Source organism: Streptomyces sp. NPDC102514 (assembly GCF_055584525.1).
Genome location: NZ_JBVJLW010000002.1, coordinates 426,670 through 448,024, shown reverse-complemented (window position 1 = coordinate 448,024; position 21,355 = coordinate 426,670). Strand labels below are relative to the sequence as shown.

The 21,355-nt window shown below is 71.3% G+C and carries 17 protein-coding genes; 10 read left to right on the top strand and 7 right to left on the bottom strand.

The window, feature by feature from the left end:
- Window positions 1–28 precede the first annotated feature (28 nt).
- The 6 genes from ACZ60E_RS06955 (at window position 29) to ACZ60E_RS06930 (ending at window position 8,555) form a co-directional block, all read left to right on the top strand.
- Window positions 29–1,630, top strand: coding sequence for an FAD-dependent oxidoreductase (locus ACZ60E_RS06955; RefSeq protein ID WP_469438841.1), 1,602 nt, complete (start codon window positions 29–31; stop codon window positions 1,628–1,630).
- Window positions 1,627–2,697 (top strand): alpha-hydroxy acid oxidase, encoded by a 1,071-nt coding sequence (locus ACZ60E_RS06950; protein WP_469438840.1) that lies wholly within the window; start codon window positions 1,627–1,629, stop codon window positions 2,695–2,697. The genes ACZ60E_RS06955 and ACZ60E_RS06950 overlap by 4 nt, the downstream gene beginning before the upstream one ends.
- Entirely contained in the window at window positions 2,694–4,097 is a 1,404-nt protein-coding gene (locus ACZ60E_RS06945) for a cytochrome P450 (protein ID WP_469438839.1), read from the top strand. The genes ACZ60E_RS06950 and ACZ60E_RS06945 overlap by 4 nt, the downstream gene beginning before the upstream one ends.
- An 18-nt stretch (window positions 4,098–4,115) precedes the next feature.
- Window positions 4,116–5,465 (top strand): cation:proton antiporter, encoded by a 1,350-nt coding sequence (locus tag ACZ60E_RS06940; protein ID WP_469438838.1) that lies wholly within the window; start codon window positions 4,116–4,118, stop codon window positions 5,463–5,465.
- Between the two features lie 86 nt (window positions 5,466–5,551).
- On the top strand, window positions 5,552–7,096 hold the full coding sequence (locus ACZ60E_RS06935) for an NAD(P)-binding domain-containing protein (protein WP_469438837.1): 1,545 nt from the start codon (window positions 5,552–5,554) through the stop codon (window positions 7,094–7,096).
- Complete coding sequence (locus tag ACZ60E_RS06930; RefSeq protein WP_469438836.1) at window positions 7,089–8,555, top strand: class I adenylate-forming enzyme family protein; 1,467 nt, start codon at window positions 7,089–7,091, stop codon at window positions 8,553–8,555. The genes ACZ60E_RS06935 and ACZ60E_RS06930 overlap by 8 nt, the downstream gene beginning before the upstream one ends.
- 93 nt (window positions 8,556–8,648) lie before the next feature.
- Here ACZ60E_RS06930 and ACZ60E_RS06925 read toward each other — a convergent pair whose 3' ends face one another.
- The 5 genes from ACZ60E_RS06925 to ACZ60E_RS06905 form a co-directional block, all read right to left on the bottom strand.
- Window positions 8,649–10,754, bottom strand: coding sequence for an MMPL family transporter (locus ACZ60E_RS06925; RefSeq protein WP_469438835.1), 2,106 nt, complete (start codon window positions 10,752–10,754; stop codon window positions 8,649–8,651).
- A 406-nt stretch (window positions 10,755–11,160) separates the two neighbouring features.
- The gene (locus ACZ60E_RS06920) at window positions 11,161–11,826 is read right to left on the bottom strand and encodes a response regulator (RefSeq protein WP_384807119.1); all 666 of its coding nucleotides are present in this window, start codon (window positions 11,824–11,826) and stop codon (window positions 11,161–11,163) included.
- On the bottom strand, window positions 11,823–13,046 hold the full coding sequence (locus ACZ60E_RS06915; protein ID WP_469438834.1) for a sensor histidine kinase: 1,224 nt from the start codon (window positions 13,044–13,046) through the stop codon (window positions 11,823–11,825). Before ACZ60E_RS06915 ends, ACZ60E_RS06920 begins: the two co-directional genes overlap by 4 nt.
- A gap of 97 nt (window positions 13,047–13,143) precedes the next feature.
- Window positions 13,144–13,902 (bottom strand): IclR family transcriptional regulator, encoded by a 759-nt coding sequence (locus ACZ60E_RS06910; protein WP_469438833.1) that lies wholly within the window; start codon window positions 13,900–13,902, stop codon window positions 13,144–13,146.
- 13 nt (window positions 13,903–13,915) lie between these two features.
- A complete protein-coding gene (locus ACZ60E_RS06905; protein WP_384807125.1) occupies window positions 13,916–14,350 on the bottom strand; it encodes a MarR family winged helix-turn-helix transcriptional regulator in 435 nt (144 codons plus the stop codon).
- 241 nt (window positions 14,351–14,591) lie between these two features.
- Here ACZ60E_RS06905 and ACZ60E_RS06900 point away from each other — a divergent pair, with 241 nt between their 5' ends.
- Genes ACZ60E_RS06900 through ACZ60E_RS06885 form a run of 4 tightly spaced genes read left to right on the top strand, consistent with a single transcriptional unit; the run spans window position 14,592 to window position 18,437 of the window.
- Window positions 14,592–15,524, top strand: a complete 933-nt coding sequence (locus ACZ60E_RS06900; RefSeq protein WP_469438832.1) for an SDR family NAD(P)-dependent oxidoreductase — start codon at window positions 14,592–14,594, stop codon at window positions 15,522–15,524.
- An 8-nt stretch (window positions 15,525–15,532) separates the two neighbouring features.
- Entirely contained in the window at window positions 15,533–16,408 is an 876-nt protein-coding gene (locus ACZ60E_RS06895; RefSeq protein ID WP_469439002.1) for an amidohydrolase family protein, read from the top strand.
- A 30-nt stretch (window positions 16,409–16,438) separates the two neighbouring features.
- A complete protein-coding gene (gene menE / locus ACZ60E_RS06890) occupies window positions 16,439–17,956 on the top strand; it encodes an o-succinylbenzoate--CoA ligase (RefSeq protein WP_469438831.1) in 1,518 nt (505 codons plus the stop codon).
- 25 nt (window positions 17,957–17,981) lie between these two features.
- On the top strand, window positions 17,982–18,437 hold the full coding sequence (locus ACZ60E_RS06885) for a MaoC family dehydratase (RefSeq protein ID WP_469438830.1): 456 nt from the start codon (window positions 17,982–17,984) through the stop codon (window positions 18,435–18,437).
- Between the two features lie 201 nt (window positions 18,438–18,638).
- Here ACZ60E_RS06885 and ACZ60E_RS06880 read toward each other — a convergent pair whose 3' ends face one another.
- Together ACZ60E_RS06880 and ACZ60E_RS06875 are read right to left on the bottom strand one after the other, a co-directional pair.
- Window positions 18,639–19,466, bottom strand: a complete 828-nt coding sequence (locus tag ACZ60E_RS06880; protein WP_469438829.1) for a PaaX family transcriptional regulator — start codon at window positions 19,464–19,466, stop codon at window positions 18,639–18,641.
- 152 nt (window positions 19,467–19,618) lie between these two features.
- Window positions 19,619–21,343 carry a histidinol-phosphatase gene (locus ACZ60E_RS06875; RefSeq protein ID WP_469438828.1) on the bottom strand — a complete coding sequence of 575 codons (1,725 nt, stop codon included), beginning with the start codon at window positions 21,341–21,343 and terminating at the stop codon, window positions 19,619–19,621.
- Window positions 21,344–21,355 lie beyond the last annotated feature (12 nt).

The following is a 21,355-nucleotide window of genomic DNA, read 5'->3' as shown; positions in this document are numbered from 1 at the left end:
CTGAAATCCGGTGGATAGCTTCCGTGCCATGGCGCACGACTACCTGATCATCGGAGCGGGGCCCGCGGGACTACAGCTCGCCGCCTCCCTGGAGCGTGACGGTGCGGACTACGTCGTCCTGGAGCGCGGCAGCGTTCCGGGCGCGTTCTTCACGCGCTTTCCCCGGCATCGCCAACTGATCTCGATCAACAAGGTGCACACCGGCTACGACGATCCCGAGCTACGGCTCCGCATGGACTGGAACTCCCTGCTGAGCGACGATCCGGAGCTGCTCTTCACCCGGTACAGCCCGCGCTACTTCCCGGCGGCCGACGACCTGGTCCGCTATCTGGCGGACTACGCGGCCCGTACCGGGGTGCGGGTGCGGTACGACACCACGGTGACGGAGATATCCCGTGACGGCGGTGACGGCGAGGAGGACGGTGACGGCGGGGGATTCGCCGTCACCGATCACACCGGCACGGTGTGGCGCGCCAGGCGGGTCGTGGTCGCCACCGGGGTGTCCCGGCCGAACCTGCCGACGGTGCCGGGTGTCGAACTGGCCGAGCGCTACGACACGTTCGACCCGGACCCGGCGTCCTTCACCGGCCGGCGCGTGCTGATCATCGGGCGGGGCAACTCCGCGTTCGAGACGGCCGACAGCCTGATGGAGACCGCGGCGGTCATCCACCTCGTCGGATCGGGCTCCCTGCGGCTGGCGTGGAAGTCGCACTACGTGGGGCATCTGCGCGCGGTCAACAACAACTTCCTCGACAGCTACCAGCTGAAGTCGCAGAACGCCCTCCTCGACGGCCGGGTGCTGGAGATCCGCAAGGAGGCGGACGGCTTCTGCGTGCCGGTGTCGTTCGAGCGCGTCGACGAGGTGGTCAAGGACCTCCACTACGACCGGGTGATCGTCGCCACCGGATTCCGGTTCGACGCCTCGGTCTTCGACGCCACCTGTGTCCCCGAACTGATCGTCGACGGCCGCTTCCCCGCCCTCACCCCGGTCGGGGAGTCGGTCAACGTGCCCGGCCTGTACTTCGCCGGGACGCTGACACAGGGCCCCGACTTCAAGAAGTCCACCACCGGCTTCATCCATGGATTCCGGTACGCGGTCCGCGCCCTGCACCGCGTACTGCGCTCACGCCACCACGGCGAGGCCTGGCCGGTGACGGAGCTGGGTGAAGCCGCCGAGCGGGCCGCCGACGCGGTCGTCGCCCGCGTCAACCGGTCCTCCGCGCTGTGGCAGCAGTTCGCCGTCCTGGGCGACCTGCTGCTCGTCGACCCGGACGGCACCATGCGGTACGCGGAGGAGGTTCCGGTCCGCCATGTGCCCGACGCCGTGGACGCGGGGGACTTCGGGCCGGTGGACGCCCACGCGGTGATCACCCTGGAGTACGGGGCCGACCACGACCAGGTGGACCCCTTCGACGTCACCGCGGCGCGCAAGTCGCAGCAGGACACGGGGGGACTCGACGGCCGGTACCTGCATCCGGTCGTCCGCTGGTACCGGGCCGGTGAGTTCGTCGCCGAGCACCACATGACGGAGAACCTGGAGAACGAGTGGGACAGTGAGGAGTTCCACCGCGCGCCCCTGCTCGCCTTCCTCGCCGACCGCCTGGCCGCCGTCGCTCCGGTGACACCGTGACCCTGCGCGCGCTGCACGACGCGGCACGCAAGACACTGGACCCCGTCCACTACGACTACGTGGCGGGCGGGGCCGGCGAGGAACGCGTCCTGTCCGACAACGAGTCGGCCTTCGACCGGTATCTGCTGCTGCCCCGCATCCTGTGCGGCAGCGAGACGCGGGACACCACCGCCCGGCTGCCGGGTGCCCGGCGGGCCGCACCGGTGTTCGTCGCGCCCACCGCGTTCCACCGGCTGATGCATCCGGACGGCGAGGGCGCCACGGCCCGTGCCGCAGCGGCCGAAGGAGCCGTCCTGGTGACGGGTACGGCCGCGACCACGGCCGTCGACGCCGTCGTCGCCGCGGCCCGCGAGGCGGCCCCGGACCCGGCGGTGTGGTTCCAGCTGTACCTCCACCCCCGCCGGGAGGTCACCGGAACGCTCGTGCGGCGCGCCGAACAGGCGGGCTGCACGGCACTGGTGGTCACCGTCGACTCGGCGGTGTTCGGCCGGCACACCAGAGATCTGCGCAACGGCTTCACCGATCTCCCGCCGGGCCACGCCGCGGAGAACATGCGCGACCTGCCCGGGGCCCCGCCCGGCTCCCTCACGGACATCCCCATGTCGGCGGCCCCGACCTGGCGGGACTTCGGCGAACTGGCGCGCATGACCGCGCTCCCCGTCCTGGTCAAGGGGATCCTCCACCCGGCGGACGCCCGGCTGGCCGTCGAGCACGGCGCGAGCGGGGTGATCGTCTCCAACCACGGGGGCCGCCAGTGCGACGCCGTCCCGGCCGCCCTGGACTGCCTGCCGGCGGTCGTCGACGCCGTCGCGGGCCGGACACCCGTGCTCATGGACGGGGGAGTGCGCCGCGGCAGTGACATCGCCGTCGCCCTGGCGCTGGGCGCGACGGCCGTCGGAGTGGGACGCCCGGTGATGTGGGGGCTGGCCGCCGAGGGAGAAGCCGGGGTCCGGGCGGTGCTGGCGACACTGCGCGACGAGTACGACCACACGCTCGCGCTGTGCGGAGGGCGCCGGAACGCCGATCTGACGCGGGACATGGTCGTCCGCAGGGGAGAGACACGGTGAGGAGCGGGCCCAAGTCGGCCACGGCGGACACCTGGTGGCTGCCGCGCGGAGTGGTGGCACTGCGCGGCCGCATCTTCGAGAAGGCCAACGGCGACCGCGCGGTGACCCTGCCCAGCGCCGTCCACGGGCCGGAGGTGTTCGAACGCGTCTACGCGCACCCGGCGGCGAACGGACGCAGCGCCGGGGCAGGCCTGTCCGACCTGTTCTGGTACTGGCTGTCCCCGGGACCCGAGGTCCACCAGGAACACCTCGAACCCGGTGAGCGGTACGAGGACGTGGCCGCGACGACCCGGCGGATGCTGGCCGGAACCTCGGACGACCTCACGGCGGCGGCCACCCGCGCCGTCGCCCGGACCCTGGACACGCTCCCGGACGGGCGGGTCAGCCTCGTACGCCTGCGGGATCTGGTGATGCCCGCCTGGGCCGAGTTCTGCTACGAGCTGGTGTTCAAGGAGCCGTGCCCGCCCCGCGCCCGGGACCTGATCACCGCACACGCCGACGACGTGATCAGCGCGCTGAAGTGCACCGGACTGCGCCATCCGAAGCGCCGGGCCCGGCTGACGGAGTACCTGCGCGCGAGAGTCGAGGCCGGCGAGGTGGCGTATCCGCTGCCCAGGACGCTGTCACCGACGGAACAGGTGCACTACCTGCAGGGGACGATGTTCAACACGGCCGTCGTGCAGTTGTCGGAGGCGACCGCACACGTCCTGCTCGCCCTGGCCCGCCACCCCGAGGTGCAGCGGCGCGTCCTGGACGACGACACCGAGGACGACCGGTACTTGACGCGGGTGCTCGACGAGACGATGCGGCTGTACCCGCTGTTCGGCATCGCGCACCGCATCACCACGGGCGAGATCCCGCTCGACGAGGACACCGTGCTGCCGCCCGGCACGGTGGTGTGCTTCAGCTACCCCGGCTACCACGCCACCGGCTACGACCGGCCCGACGAGTTCGACCCGGACCGCTGGGCCGCGCTCTCCGTCAAGGACGCCCACCACATCCCGTACGGAGTGGCGGCGAACCGGCCCTGCCCGGCCTGGCGGCTGTCCCCGCTGGTACTGCGCGCCGCGGTACGGGAAGTGCTGCGCCGGTTCCGGCTGGACTCGACCGCCCCGCACACCCGGTCGATCCCGCACCGCGCCCCCTGTCTGCTCATCCCCCGCGACCTGTCTCCCGCACCGCGCCGACTCGACGCCCTGCGCCGCCGCATACGGACGCGGAACGCGGTGGAGGACGTCACCCGCGGCGTCCGGCAACTGGTGCTCGGCACGGTCATGGTGCTGCACGCCCGCCGGCGGCGACTCGCGGGCCGCTACTTCGAGGAGCACCCGCCCAGCGGCTGCCCGGCCGGCCGAGGCCGTGGTCCCGGGTCCCCGCCGCACGTCCCCGCACGTCGCTGACGACCACAGGAGCCCGCCGTGTCCCCGACCTTCCTGGCAGCCACCACCGACAAGAACCTCGAACTCGTCCTGCGGGTACTGCCCGCCATCGTGGTCATCCTCGCCGCGTCCGCCGTCTGCGGCCGCCTCGCCCTGTGGGTGAAACAGCCGCGCGTGCTCGGCGAGATGGTGGCCGGTGTCCTGCTGGGGCCCACCCTCTTCGGCGCCCTCTTCCCCGAGGCCCAGAAGGCCGTCTTCACCCCCGAGGTGAAACCCATCCTGTACGTGCTGAGCACCCTCGGCCTGACCCTCTTCATGTTCCTGGTCGGTGTCGGCCTCGACCGCACAGCCGGAAACGGCAGGAAGGACACCAAGAACGCGTCCGTGCTGGCCGTGTCCGGCATCGTCCCCTCGCTGCTGCTCGGCGCCGCCACGGGGTATCTGCTCCACGACCGCCTCTCCAAGCCGGATGTCAGCTCCTTCCAGTTCGCCCTCTTCCTCGGCGGCGCCCTGTCCATCACCGCCTTCCCGATGCTCGCCCGCATCCTCTACGAACGCGGACTGGAGAACTCGCCGCTCGGCCGCATGACCCTCCTGGGCGCCTCCGTCGACGACGCGGCGGCCTGGTGCTTCCTCGCCGTGCTGTCCGCCATGCACACCGGCGCCGGCCTGCCGCACGCCCTGCGCACCATCGGTCTCACCGTCGTCTTCACCGTCGTGATGCTCACCGTCGTGGCGCGGCTGCTGCGTCCGATGGGTGAACGGGTCGAGCGCACCGGCCTGTTCGGCTTCGACCAGATGTACCTCGTCGTCGGCATCGTCCTGCTCTCCGGCTACTTCACCGACTGGATCGGCATCTACTCGGTCTTCGGAGGCTTCGTCGCCGGGCTGGCCATGCCCAGGAACGAGGCCTTCCGCCAGGCACTGCACAGCCGCATGATGGACCTCGTCTGCGTGCTGCTCCTGCCCGTCTTCTTCACATTCTCCGGCCTCAACACCGAACTGGGCGGAGTCACCGGCTGGGCCATGATCGGACCGTTCCTGCTGATCCTCCTGTCCGGGTTCACCGGCAAGTACATCGGGTGCGCCCTCGCCATGCGCGGCATCGGTTTCAGCTGGCGCGAGTCGTGGGCGGTGGGCGCCCTCATGAACGCCCGCGGCCTGATGATCCTGATCTTCATCAACATCGGCCTCGCCCAAGGCATGATCGACAAGGACGTCTTCTCCATGCTCGTCCTGGTCGCGGTGCTCACCACCGCGGGCGCCGTCCCGCTGTACCGGCTGGCCCTGCCCGAGCGCATCGAACGCCGTATGTCCCCGGCGGAGGGGACCGCCGACAAGGAGGTCTCCTCCTCGGCCTCGACCGGAGCGGGTTCCGTGCACGCCTGATCCGCCGGAGCCCCGGCCGCGACGACCGTGAGCCGTCGGACGGCAATCTCAGAGCCTTCTGATCTGGCGGCACTAACGTCCCGCCCATGGTGCGCGATTACCTGATCATCGGGGCCGGACCGGCCGGACTTCAGCTCGCCGCTCTCCTGGAACGTGCCGGACGGGACTACGTCGTCCTGGAGCGCGGAGACGGCCCTGGCACGTTCTTCACCAGGTTCCCCCGACATCGACAGCTGATATCGATCAACAAGGTGAACACCGGCTACACCGACCCCGAACTCAACCTCCGGATGGACTGGAACTCGCTCCTCAGCGACGACCCGGACCTGTTGTTCACCCGGTACAGCGAGCAGTACTTCCCCCAGGCCGACGATTTCGTACGCTACTTGGCCGACTTCGCCGACCGTACCGGCGTCCGTGTCGAGTACGGCACGGACGTCGTCCGCGTCTCCCGCGCGGACGGCGTCTTCACGGTCCGCGACACCGCCGGTCACCACTGGCGGGCCCGCAGGCTCGTCGTGGCGACCGGTCTCTCCCGCCTCAACGAGCCGGCCGTCCCCGGCATCGAACTCGCCGAGCGGTACGACGAGTTCGACACCGATCCGAGCACCTTCGTCAATCAGCGGGTCCTGGTCGTCGGCAAGGGCAACTCCGCCTTCGAGACCGCCGAGGCCCTCATGGCGAAGGCCGCGGTCATCCATGTCGCGGGCCCGCACTCGCTCAGGATGGCGTGGAAGACCCACTTCGTCGGGCATCTGCGCGCGGTGAACAACAACTTCCTGGACAGCTACCAGCTCAAGTCGCAGAACGCCGTCCTGGACGGAACCGTGGAGAACATCGAGAAGACGTCCGACGGCAGGTTCCGTGTCACCTTCCGCTATGCCCGCACCACGGAACGGCTGCGCGAACTGCTCTACGACCGGATCATCCTGTGCGCCGGATTCCGCTTCGACGCCGACGTCTTCGACGAGACCTGCCGCCCCACCCTCGTCATCAACGGGCGCTTCCCCGAACAGAACTCCGCCTACGAGTCGGTGAACGTACCGGACCTCCACTTCGCCGGCACGCTCACCCAGCAGCGCGACTTCAAGAGGGGCACCAGCGGCTTCGTCCACGGCTTCCGCTACGGAGTGCGCGCCCTGCACCGCATCCTCGACGCCCGCCACCACGACGAACCCTGGCCCGCCCGGCCGCTCACCGCGGCACCGGAGGCGATCGCCGACGCCGTCGTCGCCCGCGTCAACCGCTCCTCCGCGCTGTGGCAGCAGTTCGGGGTTCTCGGAGATGTCATCACGGTGGACGCGGACCGGGCCATCCACCAGGAGGAGGTCCCGCTGGAGTACGCCGCCGACGGCGGCCTCGGCCCTGCCGCCCACCGGTTCGTCGTCGACCTGGAGTACGGGGCCGACCACGACGGCGTCGATCCGTTCGACGTCACCGTCCCGCGCGTGACCGAGAACGACGTCGAGCACGCGATGGACTCCAGCTATCTGCACCCCGTCGTACGCCACTACCGCGACGGTGTCTTGAGCGCCACCCACCATCTCGCGGAGAACCTGGAGAACGAGTGGGACATCCCGGCGGTCCACCACCAGCCGCTCGCGGCGTTCGTGAAGGCCTGCCTTGACTGAGCAGTTCCCCGGCCGGCTGCTGGACCTCCTCGAAACGGCGGGCCACCGTCCGGTGTTCGAGCACGCCGACCGGATCGTCACCGCGGCCGAACTCCTCGGCACGGTACGGCGCGTGGTCAACGGGCTGCGCGCGAACGGCGTCGGCCGCGGTGACGGTGTCGCCCTGCTGCTCGGCGTGAGCCCGGAGGCGTTCGCCGCGATCGTCGCGGCGCACGTCGTCGGCGCCCGCGTGGTGGGCGTACGACCTGGCCTGACGGTCCGTCAGCAGCAACACCTGCTCGCGGACGCCGCCTTCACGGTCACGGACCGGACGGCTGCCACGGACACGGACACCGACGCGGATACGGACCGGCCCGGCAAGGTCCTCGCGCTGGACGACCTGCTGTCGGCACCGGACGACGGCCTCCGTCCACTGCCCCAGGCCCGGCCGGAGGACATCGCCCGGCTCATCCACACCAGCGGCAGCACCGGCGTCCCGAAGGCATGCGCGCAGACCTACGCGGCGATGACCGCGGCCTGGGCGCTCCGGCCCGAGGCCTGGCCGCCCGCCGTCCGCGCACTCGCCGCCCGACTGGACCGCTTCCTGGTGTTCGGCACCCTGGCGAGCCAGGTGATGATGGAGTACGGGCTCCTCACCCTCGCCGCCGGCGGCACCCTGGTGACTTCCGGACAGCCGGACCTCCGCGACAGCATCGAGCGACACCGCGCGACCGCGAGCGTCATCACCGTGGCCCGCCTGAGGAAACTCACGGCAGGTCAGCGCGCGTCCCCCGCCGGCCTCACCAGCCTGCGCGCCCTGATGGTGTCCGGCTCCCCGCTGGAGCCGGGACGGCTTCGTGAGGCGTCCGACGCACTCGGCCCGGTCGTCTTCCACGGATACGGGCAGACCGAGACCGGCATGATCTCCATGGCCACCCCCGAGGACGAGCCGGGTTCGCTGGGCGTGCCGCCCGTCGACCTGGAGATCCGGGACCCCTCGGGCCGCCCCGTCCCACCGGGCACCGACGGCGAACTCTTCGTCCGGACCCCGGGACAGAGCGACGGCTACTGGCGCGAACCCGCTCTCACCGCCGAGGTAATCACCGACGGCTGGGTACGCACCCGTGACCTCGGCCGGCTCGACTCCGAGGGCCGGCTGTGGCTCACGGGCAGGGCCCGCGACGTGATCATCGTCAACGCCAACCTCTACTACGCCGGCCCCGTCGAGCGACGGCTCGCCACCCACCGCTCGGTGGCCGAGGCGTACGTGGTCGGTGTCCCCGACGACGACACCGGCGAGGCGGTCCACGCCTTCGTCGTACCCGCCGAGGGACACCTCCCGGAGCTGCGCGAACTGCGCGCGTGGGTGACGGCACACCTGGAGGAGGCGAGCGCGCCGACCCGCCTGACCCTCATCGAGGAGGTACCGCTCACGCCCGCGGGGAAGCCGGACAGGAGGCGGCTGACCGCCGGGGGGTAGCCGTATCGGAGGGCGGGCCATGCCAAGGGCCCCGGTCCGGGAAGGACCGGGGCCGACGGCGGCGGTTGCGCGCCTGCTTCAGTTCCGCCTGCCTCAGTGCTGCTTGGTGAGTTCGGGTGCGGCGGTCGGAGCCTCCTCGTGCAGGCCGAAACGGTCATGTGCCCGGCGCAGACGCTTCGGCGCCCACCACGCGCGCCGGCCCAGCAGCGCCATGGTCGCCGGGACCAGCAGCATCCGTACGAGCGTCGCGTCGATCAGCACGGCGAGCGTCAGTCCCAGACCGATCTGCAGGATGGGGGCGAAACCGCCCGTCATGAAGGCGCCGAAAACGACCGCGAGCAGCAGCGCCGCGCAGCTCACGACCCGGCCGGAGCGGCGCAGACCGGTGACGACGGCGTCCTGCGCGTCACCCGTGCGCAGCCAGGTCTCGCGCATCCGGGCGAGGATGAACAACTCGTAGTCCATGGCGAGTCCGAAGGCGATCGCGATGATCAGCGGAGGTGCCGTCAGGCTCAGCGCGCCGAGTTCCTGCGAGCCCAGCGCCGAGGCCAGATGCCCGTCCTGGAACACCCACACCACCACGCCGAGCGCCGCGCCCAGACTGAGCAGCGTCGTGAAGATCGTCCGCAGCGGGATCAGGACCGAGCCGGTGAACGCGAAGAGCAGGAGGAAGATCCCGGCGAGGACGGTGACGGCGGCCCAGGGTGCCCGGTCGCCGAGCATCGCCCGGAAGTCCACGAGCCGGGCCGCGACACCGGTGACCTGTACGGGCTCGTCGCCGCGTACGTCCCGTACCCGCTGGACCAGGTCGGTCGCCGCCTTCCCGTCCGCACTGCCGCTGGGCTGCATGCTCAGCACGGTGGTGCCGCCCGGCAGTTCACGCGACCCGGTGCCGGAGGAGAGCGCCTTGATCCGCTCGGCCGTCGCGGTGTCCGTGCCCGGTTTCAGGACCACGGTCACCTCCGAGACGCCCGTGCCCGGCGGGAAGTGGGCCTGGATCGTGTCGTCCAGCTGCCGCGCCTCCGTGCTGGTCGGCAACTGCTGGGCGCCCCCGATATTGATCTTCATACCGGTGGCGGGCAGGGCCAGGACGAGCAGGGCGGCGACCGAGGTGACGGTGACGACGACCGGGCGGCCGGTGGCGAACCGGGCCAGCCGCGCGAAGACACGCCCCTCTTCTCCAGCCGGCTTGGTCTTCGCGGGGGCGATCCTCCCGCCGAAGCGGGCCAGCAGGGCGGGGAGCAGGGTGAGCGCGGCCAGCATGTCGATGACCACGACGGCGGCCACGGCGAAGCCCATGCTGCGCAGGAAGATGCTGGGGAAGACCAGCAGGCCGGTGAGGCTGACGGCCACGGTCAGACCGGAGAACAGCACCGTGCGTCCGGCGCCCGCCACCGTGCGGTGCACGGCTTCCACGACGTCGCCGGTGGTGCGGCGTTCCTCGCGGAAGCGGACCACCATCAACAGGGCGTAGTCCACGGCGAGTCCCAGGCCGAGCATCGTGGTGACCTGGATCGCGTACACGGAGATGTCGGTGAACTGGCTGAAGCCGAACAGGGCGAGGAACGCGCCCGCGACGCCGCTCACCGCGACCACCAGGGGCAGTCCGGCGGCGCGGAAGCCGCCGAAGATCAGGAGCAGCAGGACGAGGACCACGGGCAGCGAGATGATCTCCGCGCGGGCCACGTCCTGCTGGGCCCGTTCGCCGAGCTGCTGCCCGAGCAGCGGGCCGCCGCTCACGTGGACGTCGGGTGCCCTGATCCGGTGGATACGGTCACTCGCGGCGTCCAGGACCTGTTCCTCGGCGTCGTCGTCGAGACCGCCCTTCAGGGTGACCGGGATGACGAGTGCGTGGCCGTCCTCGGCGAGAAGCCCTTCTGTGGTGTACGGGTCCGGTACGGCGGCGATGTTCGCGATGTCGCGGAGGTCGGCGACCGCGGTCTCCACCTGGGTGCGGAGTGCGGTGTCCGCGACGGGTGTGCCCGCGATCACCGCGGTGATCGACTCGCCGGCCGGGTCGATGCCGTCGAGGTACTCCGACGCGCGGTCCGACTCCGTGCCGGGGACGTCCGGCACGGAGTCGCTGAGCCGGGCGAAGACGCCTGTGCCGAGGCCGAAGCCGAGCAGCAGGAAGAGCAGCCAGAGGCCGATAACGGTCAGTGGCCGGCGTGTCGACGCCCTGGCGATCCTGTTGAGCACGGGGTGCCTCCCGGCGGGTCGGGGCTTTTCGTTCGCCCCAGACTCGCCTTGCGAGGCGCTCGGCGGATCGCCGGTCGGAGTGGTTTCGAAGCCTCCCCCACACGAGTGAGAACACCCCCGCGGCTCCGCCGCACGGGGGAGCCCCGACGGGGCCCGTCCCCCACCTGCGGGTCCGGTGGGGGCGGGCCGCGCAGTTCCCCGCGCCCCTTAAAAGCGGGGCTACCGCCCCCAAGGACGAAAGACAGGGGCGCAGCCCCGTCTTTCAGGGGCGCGGGGAACTGCGCGGCCAACCCCCACCGGCCCGCAGGAGGCAGGCGACCCAGGGCCCCCGCAGTCCAGGGGCGCGGGGAACGGCGCGAACGGCCCCCACCGGCCCGCGGGTGAAGTCCGTGTTGCCGGCCGCAGGTCAAGGCGTGCCCGGGGTCACCACGCCAGATTCGTACGCGCAGATGACCGCCTGGACCCGGTCCCGCAGCCCCAGTTTGCTGAGTACGTTGCTGACGTGCGTCTTCACCGTGTGCTCGCTCACGAACAACGCCCGAGCGATCTCCGCATTGGACAACCCCCGCGCCAGCAGCCGCAACGTCTCCTCCTCGCGCGCGGTGAGACCGTCGAGCCGCACCGGGGACGACGGCGCGGCCCCCGCCCGCCGCCGCTGGATGATGTCGGCGACCAGCCGCCGTGTCACCGACGGCGCGAGCAACGAGTCCCCGGCGGCCACCACCCGCACGGCGTGCACCAGATCGTCCCTTCGCACATCCTTGAGCAGGAACCCGCTCGCTCCCGCGTACAGCGCCTCGTACACGTACTCGTCGAGGTCGAACGTCGTCAGCATGACCACCCGGCACGCGGACTGCGCGCACACCAGCCTCGCCGCCTCCAGTCCGTCCATCCGCGGCATCCGGATGTCGAGCAGCAGCACGTCCGGCGTGTGCCGCTGCACGGCGGCGACCGCCTCCACGCCGTCCCCGGCCTCCGCGACGACGTCGATGTCGGGCTGCGCCTCCAGGATCATGCTGAAGCCGCTGCGGACCAGTTCCTGGTCGTCGGCGACCACCACACGGATGCTCACCCCGGTGTCACCTGCCGGTCGCCCGCCACGGGCAGGCGTACGACGACGCGGAAACCTCCGTCGCGGCCGGGCTCCGTACGGGCGGTGCCTCCGCACGCGGCGGCCCGCTCCCGGATGCCGATCAGTCCGTGACCGCCCGCACTCCCGCCCCCGCTCGGGGCGGTGTCCGCCGGGCCCCGCCCGTCGTCCGTCACCGTGAGCGTCAACTCGGCCTCCGTCCAGTCCAGTTCGACCCGCGCGCAGGAAGCGTACGCGTGCTTGACGGTGTTGGTCAGGGCTTCCTGGACCACGCGGTACGCGGCGACCTCGGTGTCCCGGTGCAGTGGGCGCGGCTCCCCGGTGTGCCGGAGCTCGATCCGCAGCCCGGTCGTGTCGCCGACCTGCCGGACCAGCCCGGTGAGGGCCGCTACCCCCGGTTGCGGCAGCCGGTCCGAACTGCCGTTCAGCGGCTCCTCCTTGAGGACTCCGAGGATCCGCCGCAGCTGGACCATCGCGTCGCGCCCGGCGCCGGCGATGGCGTCGAACGCCCCCTCCGCGCGTTCGGGATCGCTGCGTACGACTACGGGCCCGGCCTCGGCCTGCACCACCATCAGGCTCACGGCGTGGGCCAGGACGTCGTGCATGTCGCGGGCGATGCCGGCCCGTTCCCTGGCGGCGGCCCGCGCGGTGTCGGCGGCCCGTTCGCTTTCCAGGCGGCGGGCCCGGTCCTCCAGCGCCGCCGTGTACGCCCGCTGGAGTCGGGACAGCACCCCGAAGCCGTACGCGCTGACGCAGCTCAGCAACTGGAAGGCGTACTCGAAGGGTTCGGCGTCCTCCTTGTGCGTCATGGTCAGCGCGACCCCGGCCAGCCATCCCACCAGCATGACCCGCCGCTGCCAGGGCCGGCCGACCGCGGCCATCGTGTAGAGGACGACCAGACCGGCGTACATGATGTCCGGCGGTGGTGCGTGGTAGACGGCCATGGCGGGGGTGAACACCGAGACCCCGCAGGCCGCGAGGAACGGCGCCCGGCGCCGCCACACGAGCGGCAGCGCCGTACCGGCGCCCAGCAGGAACCCCTGCCAGGTCAGGCGGTCGTCGCCCTCGTCGGGAAATATCCACTGAAGCGACGCGGCGAACAGGACGAGTACGGCGACCGCGATGTCGACGACGTACGGGTTGGCCGTGCGCAGGCGGGCGACGGCGGGGCTGATCCAGGGGGAGGCGGGCGAGGCGGGCATGGGCGGCTCCTCGGGGAAGGGGCCGTGCCAGTATCGGCGCGGGGCCGGGGCCGCGTCCTCACCGGTGAGAGGGATATCGATCGACTCGCACCGACCCTCACCCTCCCGACGGCTCCGGCTGCCACCCCAGAGCCCGCGAGATCCCGCGCGCGGCGAGCCGTACCGCGGGGATCAACGCCGGTGTCTGCGCGTCGTGTTCGGGCACCACGACCGAGACTGCCGCAGTCACCGGGCCGCCGGGACCGCGTACCGGAGCGGCCACCGACAGGGCGTCCTCGGTGATCTGACGGACACTCACCGCCACTCCGGCGTAACGGACTTCGGCGAGTACGCGGCGCAGGGCGGCCGGGTCCGTGAGGGTGTGCGGGGTGAAGCCGGCGAGCGGCCTGCCGCAGTACGCCTCCTGGAACGCCGGTTCGCAGTGCGCGAGCAGCGCGAGTCCCACCCCGGTCGCGTGCAGCGGCCAGCGCGCGCCCACCTGGATCTTCACCCCCACGGCCGACCGGCCGGAGATCCACTCGATGTAGACGACCTCGGAGCCGTCGCGCACCGCCAACTGCACGTTCTCGTGCGTCGCTTCGTACAGGTCCTCCAGGTACGGCAGTGCGATCTGCCGCAGGGCGAGCCCGCGCGGGGAGAGCGCGGCGAGCTCCCACAGCCGCAGACCCACGTGGTAGATGCCGTCCGCGCCGCGTTCCAGGGCGCCCCAGTCGCTGAGCGCGCCCACGAGCCGGTGCGCGGTGGTGAGGGAGAGCCCGGCCCGGCGGCTGATGTCCGTGAGGGAGAGCGCCGGATGGTCGTGGTCGAAGGCGGCGAGCACGGCCAGCAGCCGGTCGGGCGCGGACAGGGAGGTCATGGGCCGTGCCGTTCTACGCGCCGGAGTCGAGCTCGGTCTCGGCGACGCGGCGCAGCAGCGTGTGCAGGATCTCCCGCTCGGCCGGGTCGAGCGGCCCGAGCAGGTCGTCCGTCACCCGCAGCCCCGCCTCGTCGGTGTCGCGCAGGAAGGCGCGCCCGTCCCCGGTCAGTACGACGGTCCGGCTGCGGCGGTCGTCGGGGGAGGGACGGCGTTCGGCGAAGCCGAGCTTCTCCAGGTCGTCGACCAGGCCGACGATCGCGCTCGGGTCGTAACCGAGCCGCGAGCTCAGCTCCCGCTGGAGCGCGCCCTCGGAGGTGGCCAGGAAACGCAGCAGCGCGTAGTGGCGCAGCCGCAGCCCCGACTCCTGCAGGAACGAGTTGAACATCTGCCCCGAGCGCAGGCCCATCCGGTACAGCAGGTAGCCGGTGTCCGCGTGCAGTCCGCGCATCCACGGTTCCTGGGCGTCGATCGGCGCGGCGTCCGTGGGCGGGGGGTCGGTGACATGCGACTGGCGGGCGATGGCGGGCTCCCTGGTCCTGGCCCCGCGAAGGGCTCGGTACTGCGTCCGTACGGGACCAGCATGGCGTACGGCCGAGTCGGCAACAACTATTGACGTCAACAATTATTGTCCTTAGCTTCGATCTCGTCACCCCGGCACACCTCACCCCATCCCCCTGAAGGGACCCCTCGTGTCCAGCATCGATCTCACCGGCAAGGTCGCCGTGGTCACGGGCTCCGGCCGTGGCCTCGGCCTGGCCTACGCGCACGCCCTCGCCGCCACCGGCGCCTCCGTGGTCGTCAACGACGTGGACGAGGCCGTCGCCGAGCAGGCCGTCGAGGCGATCACCGGCGCGGGCGGCACCGCCGTGGCCGAGGTGGTCGCCGTCGGCACCACCGAGGCCGCGGACCGGCTGGTGGGCCGCGCGGTCGCGGAGTTCGGCCGCCTCGACGTCCTGGTCACCAACGCGGGCATCCTGCGCGACAAGGTCCTGTGGAAGATGACCGACGACGACTTCGACGCGGTGATCACCACCCATCTGAAGGGCACCTTCACCTGCGCCCGCGCCGCCGCCGTACGCATGCGGGAGCAGGGCGGGGGCGGCACGCTGATCCTCGTCGGCTCACCGGCCGGGCAGCGCGGCAACTTCGGCCAGACCAACTACTCCGCCGCCAAGGCCGGCATCGCCGCCATGGCCCGTACCTGGTCGATGGAGCTGGGCCGCGCGGGCATCACCGTCAACGCGATCGTGCCGGTGGCCGCGACCGCGATGACCGAGACCATCCCGGCCTTCGCCCCCTACATCGAGGCCATGAAACAGGGCGAACCGCTGCCGGACTTCCTGCGCAGGGGTGAGGGCTTCGGCACGCCCGAGGACTGCGCGGCCCTCGTCCCGTTCCTGGCCTCCGAGGCCGCCCGCGGGGTGACCGGGCAGGCCATCGGCATCGGCGGCGACAAGGTCACCCTGTGGTCCCACCCCCAGGAGATCAGGGCCGCGTACACCGACGGCGGCTGGACCCCCGAGGCGCTCGCCGACGTCTGGCACACCTCGGTCGGCGCCGAACCGCAGACGGTCGGCATCCCCGCGCCCGCGCCCGCACCCAAGGCTCCGGAGGCGTCATGACCCTCCCGATGAACGTCGACGACCTGGTCGCCATCGACGTCCACACCCACGCCGAGATCTCCTCCAAGGGCACGTCCTCGCTCGACGACGACCTGCACGCGGCCTCCAGCGCCTACTTCAAGGTCGAGGGCAGGCGGAAGCCGACCCTGGAGGAGACGGCCGCGTACTACCGCGAGCGGAGGATGGCCGCCGTCGTCTTCACGGTCGACGCCGAGTCCGCGACCGGCACCGAACCCGTCCCGAACGAGGAGGTCGCCGAGGCCGCCGCTGCCAACCCCGACGTGCTGATCCCGTTCGCCTCCATCGACCCCTTCCGCGGGAAGGCGGGAGTGAGGCGGGCCCGCCGACTGGTCGAGGAGTACGGCGTGAAGGGCTTCAAGTTCCACCCCAGCATCCAGGGCTTCTACCCCAACGACCGTTCCGTGGCCTACGCGTTGTACGAGGTCATCGAGGAGACCGGCGCCATCGCCCTGTTCCACACCGGGCAGACCGGCATCGGCGCGGGCGTGCCCGGCGGGGGCGGCATCCGCCTCAAGTACTCCAATCCGCTGCACGTCGACGACGTGGCCGCGGACTTCCCGCACCTGAAGATCATCCTGGCGCATCCGTCGTTCCCCTGGCAGGACGAGGCCCTCGCGGTCGCCACGCACAAGCCGGGCGTCCACATCGACCTGTCCGGCTGGTCGCCGAAGTACTTCCCGCCGCAACTCGTGCAGTACGCGAACACCCTGCTCAAGGACAAGGTGCTGTTCGGCTCCGACTACCCGGTCCTCACCCCGGACCGCTGGCTCGCCGACTTCGCGAAGCTGCCCGTCAAGGACGAGGTCCGGCCGAAGATCCTCAAGGAGAACGCGGCCCGGCTGCTCGGCCTCACCAAGCCGTGACCGGACACACCGAGCACTGAGGGGTATGGCATGCGCAACGAGGGACTGGGGTCGTGGCCCGCCCGCCGGGCCCGCAAGACCCCGCACCGCACCGCCCTGATCCACGACGGCACGACACTCACGTACGGCGGCCTGTACGAGCGCACCACCCGCCTCGCCCATGCCCTGCGCGCCCGCGGGGTGCGTCGAGGCGACCGGATCGCGTACCTCGGCCCCAACCACCCGTCCTACCTGGAGACGCTGTTCGCGGCCGGCATGCTCGGCGCGGTCTTCGTCCCGCTCAACACCCGCCTCGCCAGGCCCGAGATCGCCCACCAGCTCGAAGACTCCGGCGCGCAGGCCCTCGTGCACGGACCGGCGTCCCAGGGGCTGATCGCCGGCCTGCCGGGCACCTGCGATGTGCGCCTGTACGTCGAAGTGGGCGCCGCCTACGACCAGTTGCTCGACTCGGCCTCCGGCGAGGCGATCGACGAACCCGTCACCGCCGACGACACCTGCGTCATCATGTACACCTCGGGGACGACCGGCCGCCCCAAGGGAGCGATGCTCACCCACGGCAATCTGACGTGGAACGCCGTCAACGTCCTCGTCGACCAGGACCTGATCGCGGACGAACGCGCGCTGGTGTCGGCCCCGTTGTTCCACACGGCCGGGCTCAACATGCTGACCCTCCCCGTCCTCCTCAAGGGCGGTACCTGCGTCCTGGTCGAGGCGTTCGACCCGGCAGCCACCCTCGGCCTGATCGAACGGCACCGGATCACCTTCATGTTCGGCGTGCCCACCATGTTCGAGCAGGTGGCCCGCCAGCCGGGCTGGGCCGACGCCGACCTGTCCTCGCTGCGCATGCTCAGCTGCGGCGGCTCACCCGTGCCGACCCCGCTCATCGCCGCCTACCAGGAGCGCGGCCTCACCTTCCTCCAGGGCTACGGCATGACCGAGGCCTCACCGGGCGTGCTCTTCCTGGACGCCGAGCACGCGGTGACCAAGGCGGGCTCGGCGGGCGTACCGCACTTCTTCAGCGACGTACGCGTCGTACGGCCAGGACTCGCCCCGGCCGACCTCGCCGACGTCGGCGAGACGGGCGAGATCGTCGTACGCGGTCCCCATGTCATGCCCGGCTACTGGGGGTTGCCCGACGAGACCGCGGCCGTGTTCAGCGACGGCTGGTTCCGCAGCGGGGACGCCGCCCGGATCGACGAGGACGGCTACGTGACCGTCGTCGACCGCATCAAGGACATGATCATCTCGGGCGGCGAGAACATCTACCCCGCCGAGATCGAGGACCGGCTCCTCGCCCACCCCGGCATCGCCGAGTGCGCGGTCATCGGCGTGCCCGACGAGAAGTGGGGCGAGGTGCCGCGCGCGGTGGTCGTCCCGCACGAGGGTGTCGCGCTGGACCCCGACGAGGTCCTCGCGTCCCTCACCGGGCACCTCGCCAAGTACAAGATCCCGAAGTCGGTGGTGCTCGCCGACGAACTCCCGCGGACCGCCTCCGGCAAGCTGCTCAAGTCCCATGTCCGCCGGCGGTACGGGACCGACACCCAGTGATCGACCTCCAGCAGGGGAGAGCCATATGACCATCACAGTGAACGGTGTCGACGAACTCAGGAAGCTCGCCGGGGGTGACCTCGGTACGAGCGAGTGGATCGAGGTCACTCAGGAGCGCATCGACACCTTCGCCGATGCCACGGGGGACCACCAGTGGATCCATGTCGACGCGGAGAAGGCCGCGCGGGGGCCGTTCGGGGCGCCCGTCGCGCACGGGTATCTCACCCTGTCGCTGTTCATCCCGCTCTTCACCGAGCTGCTGGACGTCCGGGGTGTGACCACGAAGGTCAACTACGGGCTGAACAAGGTGCGGTTTCCCTCGCCGGTGAGGGTGGGGTCGCGGATACGGCTCGTTGCGCGGCTTGCGGAGGTGTCGGACGTGGGGGGTGGGGTGCAGGTCGTTGTCGACGGGACGATCGAGATCGAGGGGGTGGGGAAGCCGGGGGCGGTGTTGCAGAGTTTGTCGCGGTTCTATGTGTGACGGGGGCTGTGCGGTGTGGTGTCGGGTGCGGGTCCGTTGTGGCTGGTCGCGCAGTTCCCCGCGCCCCTGAAAGACGAAAGACTGCGCCGTTCCCCGCGCCCCTAGGGGGCTGCGCCCCCTGAAAGGCAAAAGATTGCGCCGTTCCCCGCGCCCCTGAAGACGAAAAGACTGCGCCGTTCCCCGCGCCCCTGAGGGGTGCCCCTAGACGGGCTGTCTTACCGGGACCAAGTCCAAGAGGTGGTCCGCGGATTGTTGGGCCAAGGGGGTCAGGCGGGTGTAGACCGTTCTGAACGTCTTCTCCGCCTGGTCGGCGGGCCAGTCGTCCGGGAGGTGTCCGACCGGCAGGCGCGGGTCACGGCGGACGACCTGGAGCCACTGCGTCGACAGGCGCAGCCGTAGCGCGAGGGCCTCGTCGGCCGCGGGCTCGACGGTCTCCCAGTGCTGCCAGCGGCCGGCGAACGCCGAGTAGCGCGTGGCGAGTTCGTCCAGTTCCCAGGTCTCCTCGATCATCGCGCCGATGTCCATGCCGGTGTCCGCGTGGGCGCGGAAGATCTTCACGTGGGCGGACAGGCCGAGTTCGGCGACGAGTCCGGAGACGTCGGTCTCGCCGGGCGCGATCCACAGGCCGCCGAACAGCGGGCCGAAGCCGCTCCACGTCAACTGCGCGCGTAGATCGTGCCGTTGACGCTGCCAGGACTCGGGCAGTGAGAAGCCGAGCAGGGTCCAGGTGCCGTCCCACCGGCGGTTGACGGCCCCCTGTTCCCAGATCCGCTGCTCACCGTCGCGCAGCACGGCCTCCGAGCGCTCGGTCAGCCCGAAGTACATCCGGCGTCCCTCGCGCTGCCGCCGCAGCAGGTCGCGGCCGACCATCCGGGTCAGGGTGGACCGGGTCGCGTGCTCGCCGACCCCCGCTCGCCCGAAGACGTCGATGACGCTCCCCGAATACACGCAGACATCCCGACCGAGCACCTGGTCACCGAGAAAGGACAACATGAGGGACTGGGGCCGCAACGCCTCGTCACTGGTCACCCACCCACGGTACGCCCGCCGATCACCCTCCGACCAGGCACGCCGGGTCCTTGAGAGGCGTAGCCCCTCAGGGGCGCGGGGAACTGCGCGACCAGCCACGACGGACCCGCACCCGAAAACGCCCCACCCCGCCCCCAGCCCGGAGGGGCCCGTCACCGCCCGCCCGTGACCTCCACGAACACCGGGTTCGAGTAGAACCACGTGTCGGCCCACGGATCCCCGTCACCCGGCGCGTGCGCCACAGGCCCGTGCGGGTCGACGGAGTCACCCAGATACCCCACCCCGTGCCGCTTCCCGTCACTTCCGCGCAGCCGCACATAGAAGGACTCGTCCCCGGCGGTCACCGGAATGCGCAGGGTGTACGTACCCGTACGCCCGGACACGTCCGCCGTATGGACGACCCGAGTGTCGGGCGCCCGCCACCCGTCCCGGTCGGCCGCGGGCCCGCGTACCGTCCCCCGGATCACATCGACATGCGCCAGCTCCGGCACGATCCCGTGCGGATTGGCCCGCGAGGCCGTGGTCACGGTGACCCGCAGCGTGAGTCGATCCCCCGCGCGGACCCGCAGCCGCCCACCGAGAGTGACCCCCCGCCCAGGGGTGCGGTCCCGCTTCAGCCGTACGTCGAGACCGTCGAGCAGATGCCCGTGGTCGAGCCAGACCCGCCCCGCCCGCAGCCCCGCCATCACCGCGCGGTGGCCGTAACGGGTGACACCGACATGCGTGCGGCTGAACTGGCCGGGCCAGAAGTCACCGCCGGCCTGCGGCTCGCTCGTGTTCACCGGGTCGGGCAGCCGGCCCGTGGTGTCGAAGTTCTGCCCGGCCGGCCAGTCCCCGTTCTTCCAGGTGTCGAACACGACCCGGTGCACATCGGAGTTGGTGGTGATGGTGAACAGCTTGCCCTCGGCGAGCATGGCGTCCCACATGCCGCCGACCGTGGCCGTCATCCAGTCGAACCCGCCGTAGGTGACGTACGCGTCCGCGGGATAGCCCGGCCAGGAGTCCGCCGAGGGCTTGTTCTCGTACTCGCCGCGGATCGATGTCGGACCGCGCCAGCCGGGGATGGCACCGCCCTGGGCGCCGGGCGCGCCCTCCATGCCGATCATGATCTCGGGGGCCGCGTCCCGCCAGCCCCGTATCTCGTGCGGGGAGTCGATGCCGAGCCGCGACGGGTGGTTGGCGAGGACCAGGACGTCGTCCACATAGCCCGAACGGCGTTGCTCGGCCAGCCACTTGATGGCCGCGACGGCGTGCGCCTCGTTGCGCGGGGTGTCCGGATGGGTGGGTCCGCCCGCCGTGTAGCCGAGCAGTTTGCCGTCGTAGGCCAGCTCGAACCGTGTGAGCAGGTCCACCTCGTGGCGGCCCGGTGCCGCGAAGACCGTGCAGTGCTCGGCCCCCGGGATGTACCACTCCAGGCCCTGGAAGATCAGCTGACGGGGATTGGCGGCACGCGCCTTCAGGATCTCCTGGTGCTCCAGCTGGGCCCCGTACTTGGCGTGCCCGACGTTCGAGTGCTCGTTGAACACCAGCCAGTCGAGGCCGTACTCCGCGCTCGCGCGGGCGAGTTGGGAGAACGTGTACTTCGCGTCGTGGCTGTAGACGGAGTGCACGTGGTGGTCGCCGACGAGGTAGGCCAGACGCGGGTCGTCGCCACCGAGGCCCTTGCCAGTACCCCAGCCACTGTCAGGACCCCTGCCCCTGTCCTGGGCGGTCGCCGACGCGGGCCCGGCGAGCGGACCGGCCGCGAGGGCGGTGCCGAAGGCCGCCCCGAACAGCCCCGCGCGGCGCAGGAGCCCACGCCGGGAGACGCCCTGCGCGTCGAGCGCGGCGGGGGAGACGGCAGGGTCGGCCCAGTCGGGCAGCTGCTGCTCGGTCATGGTCTGAAGCGT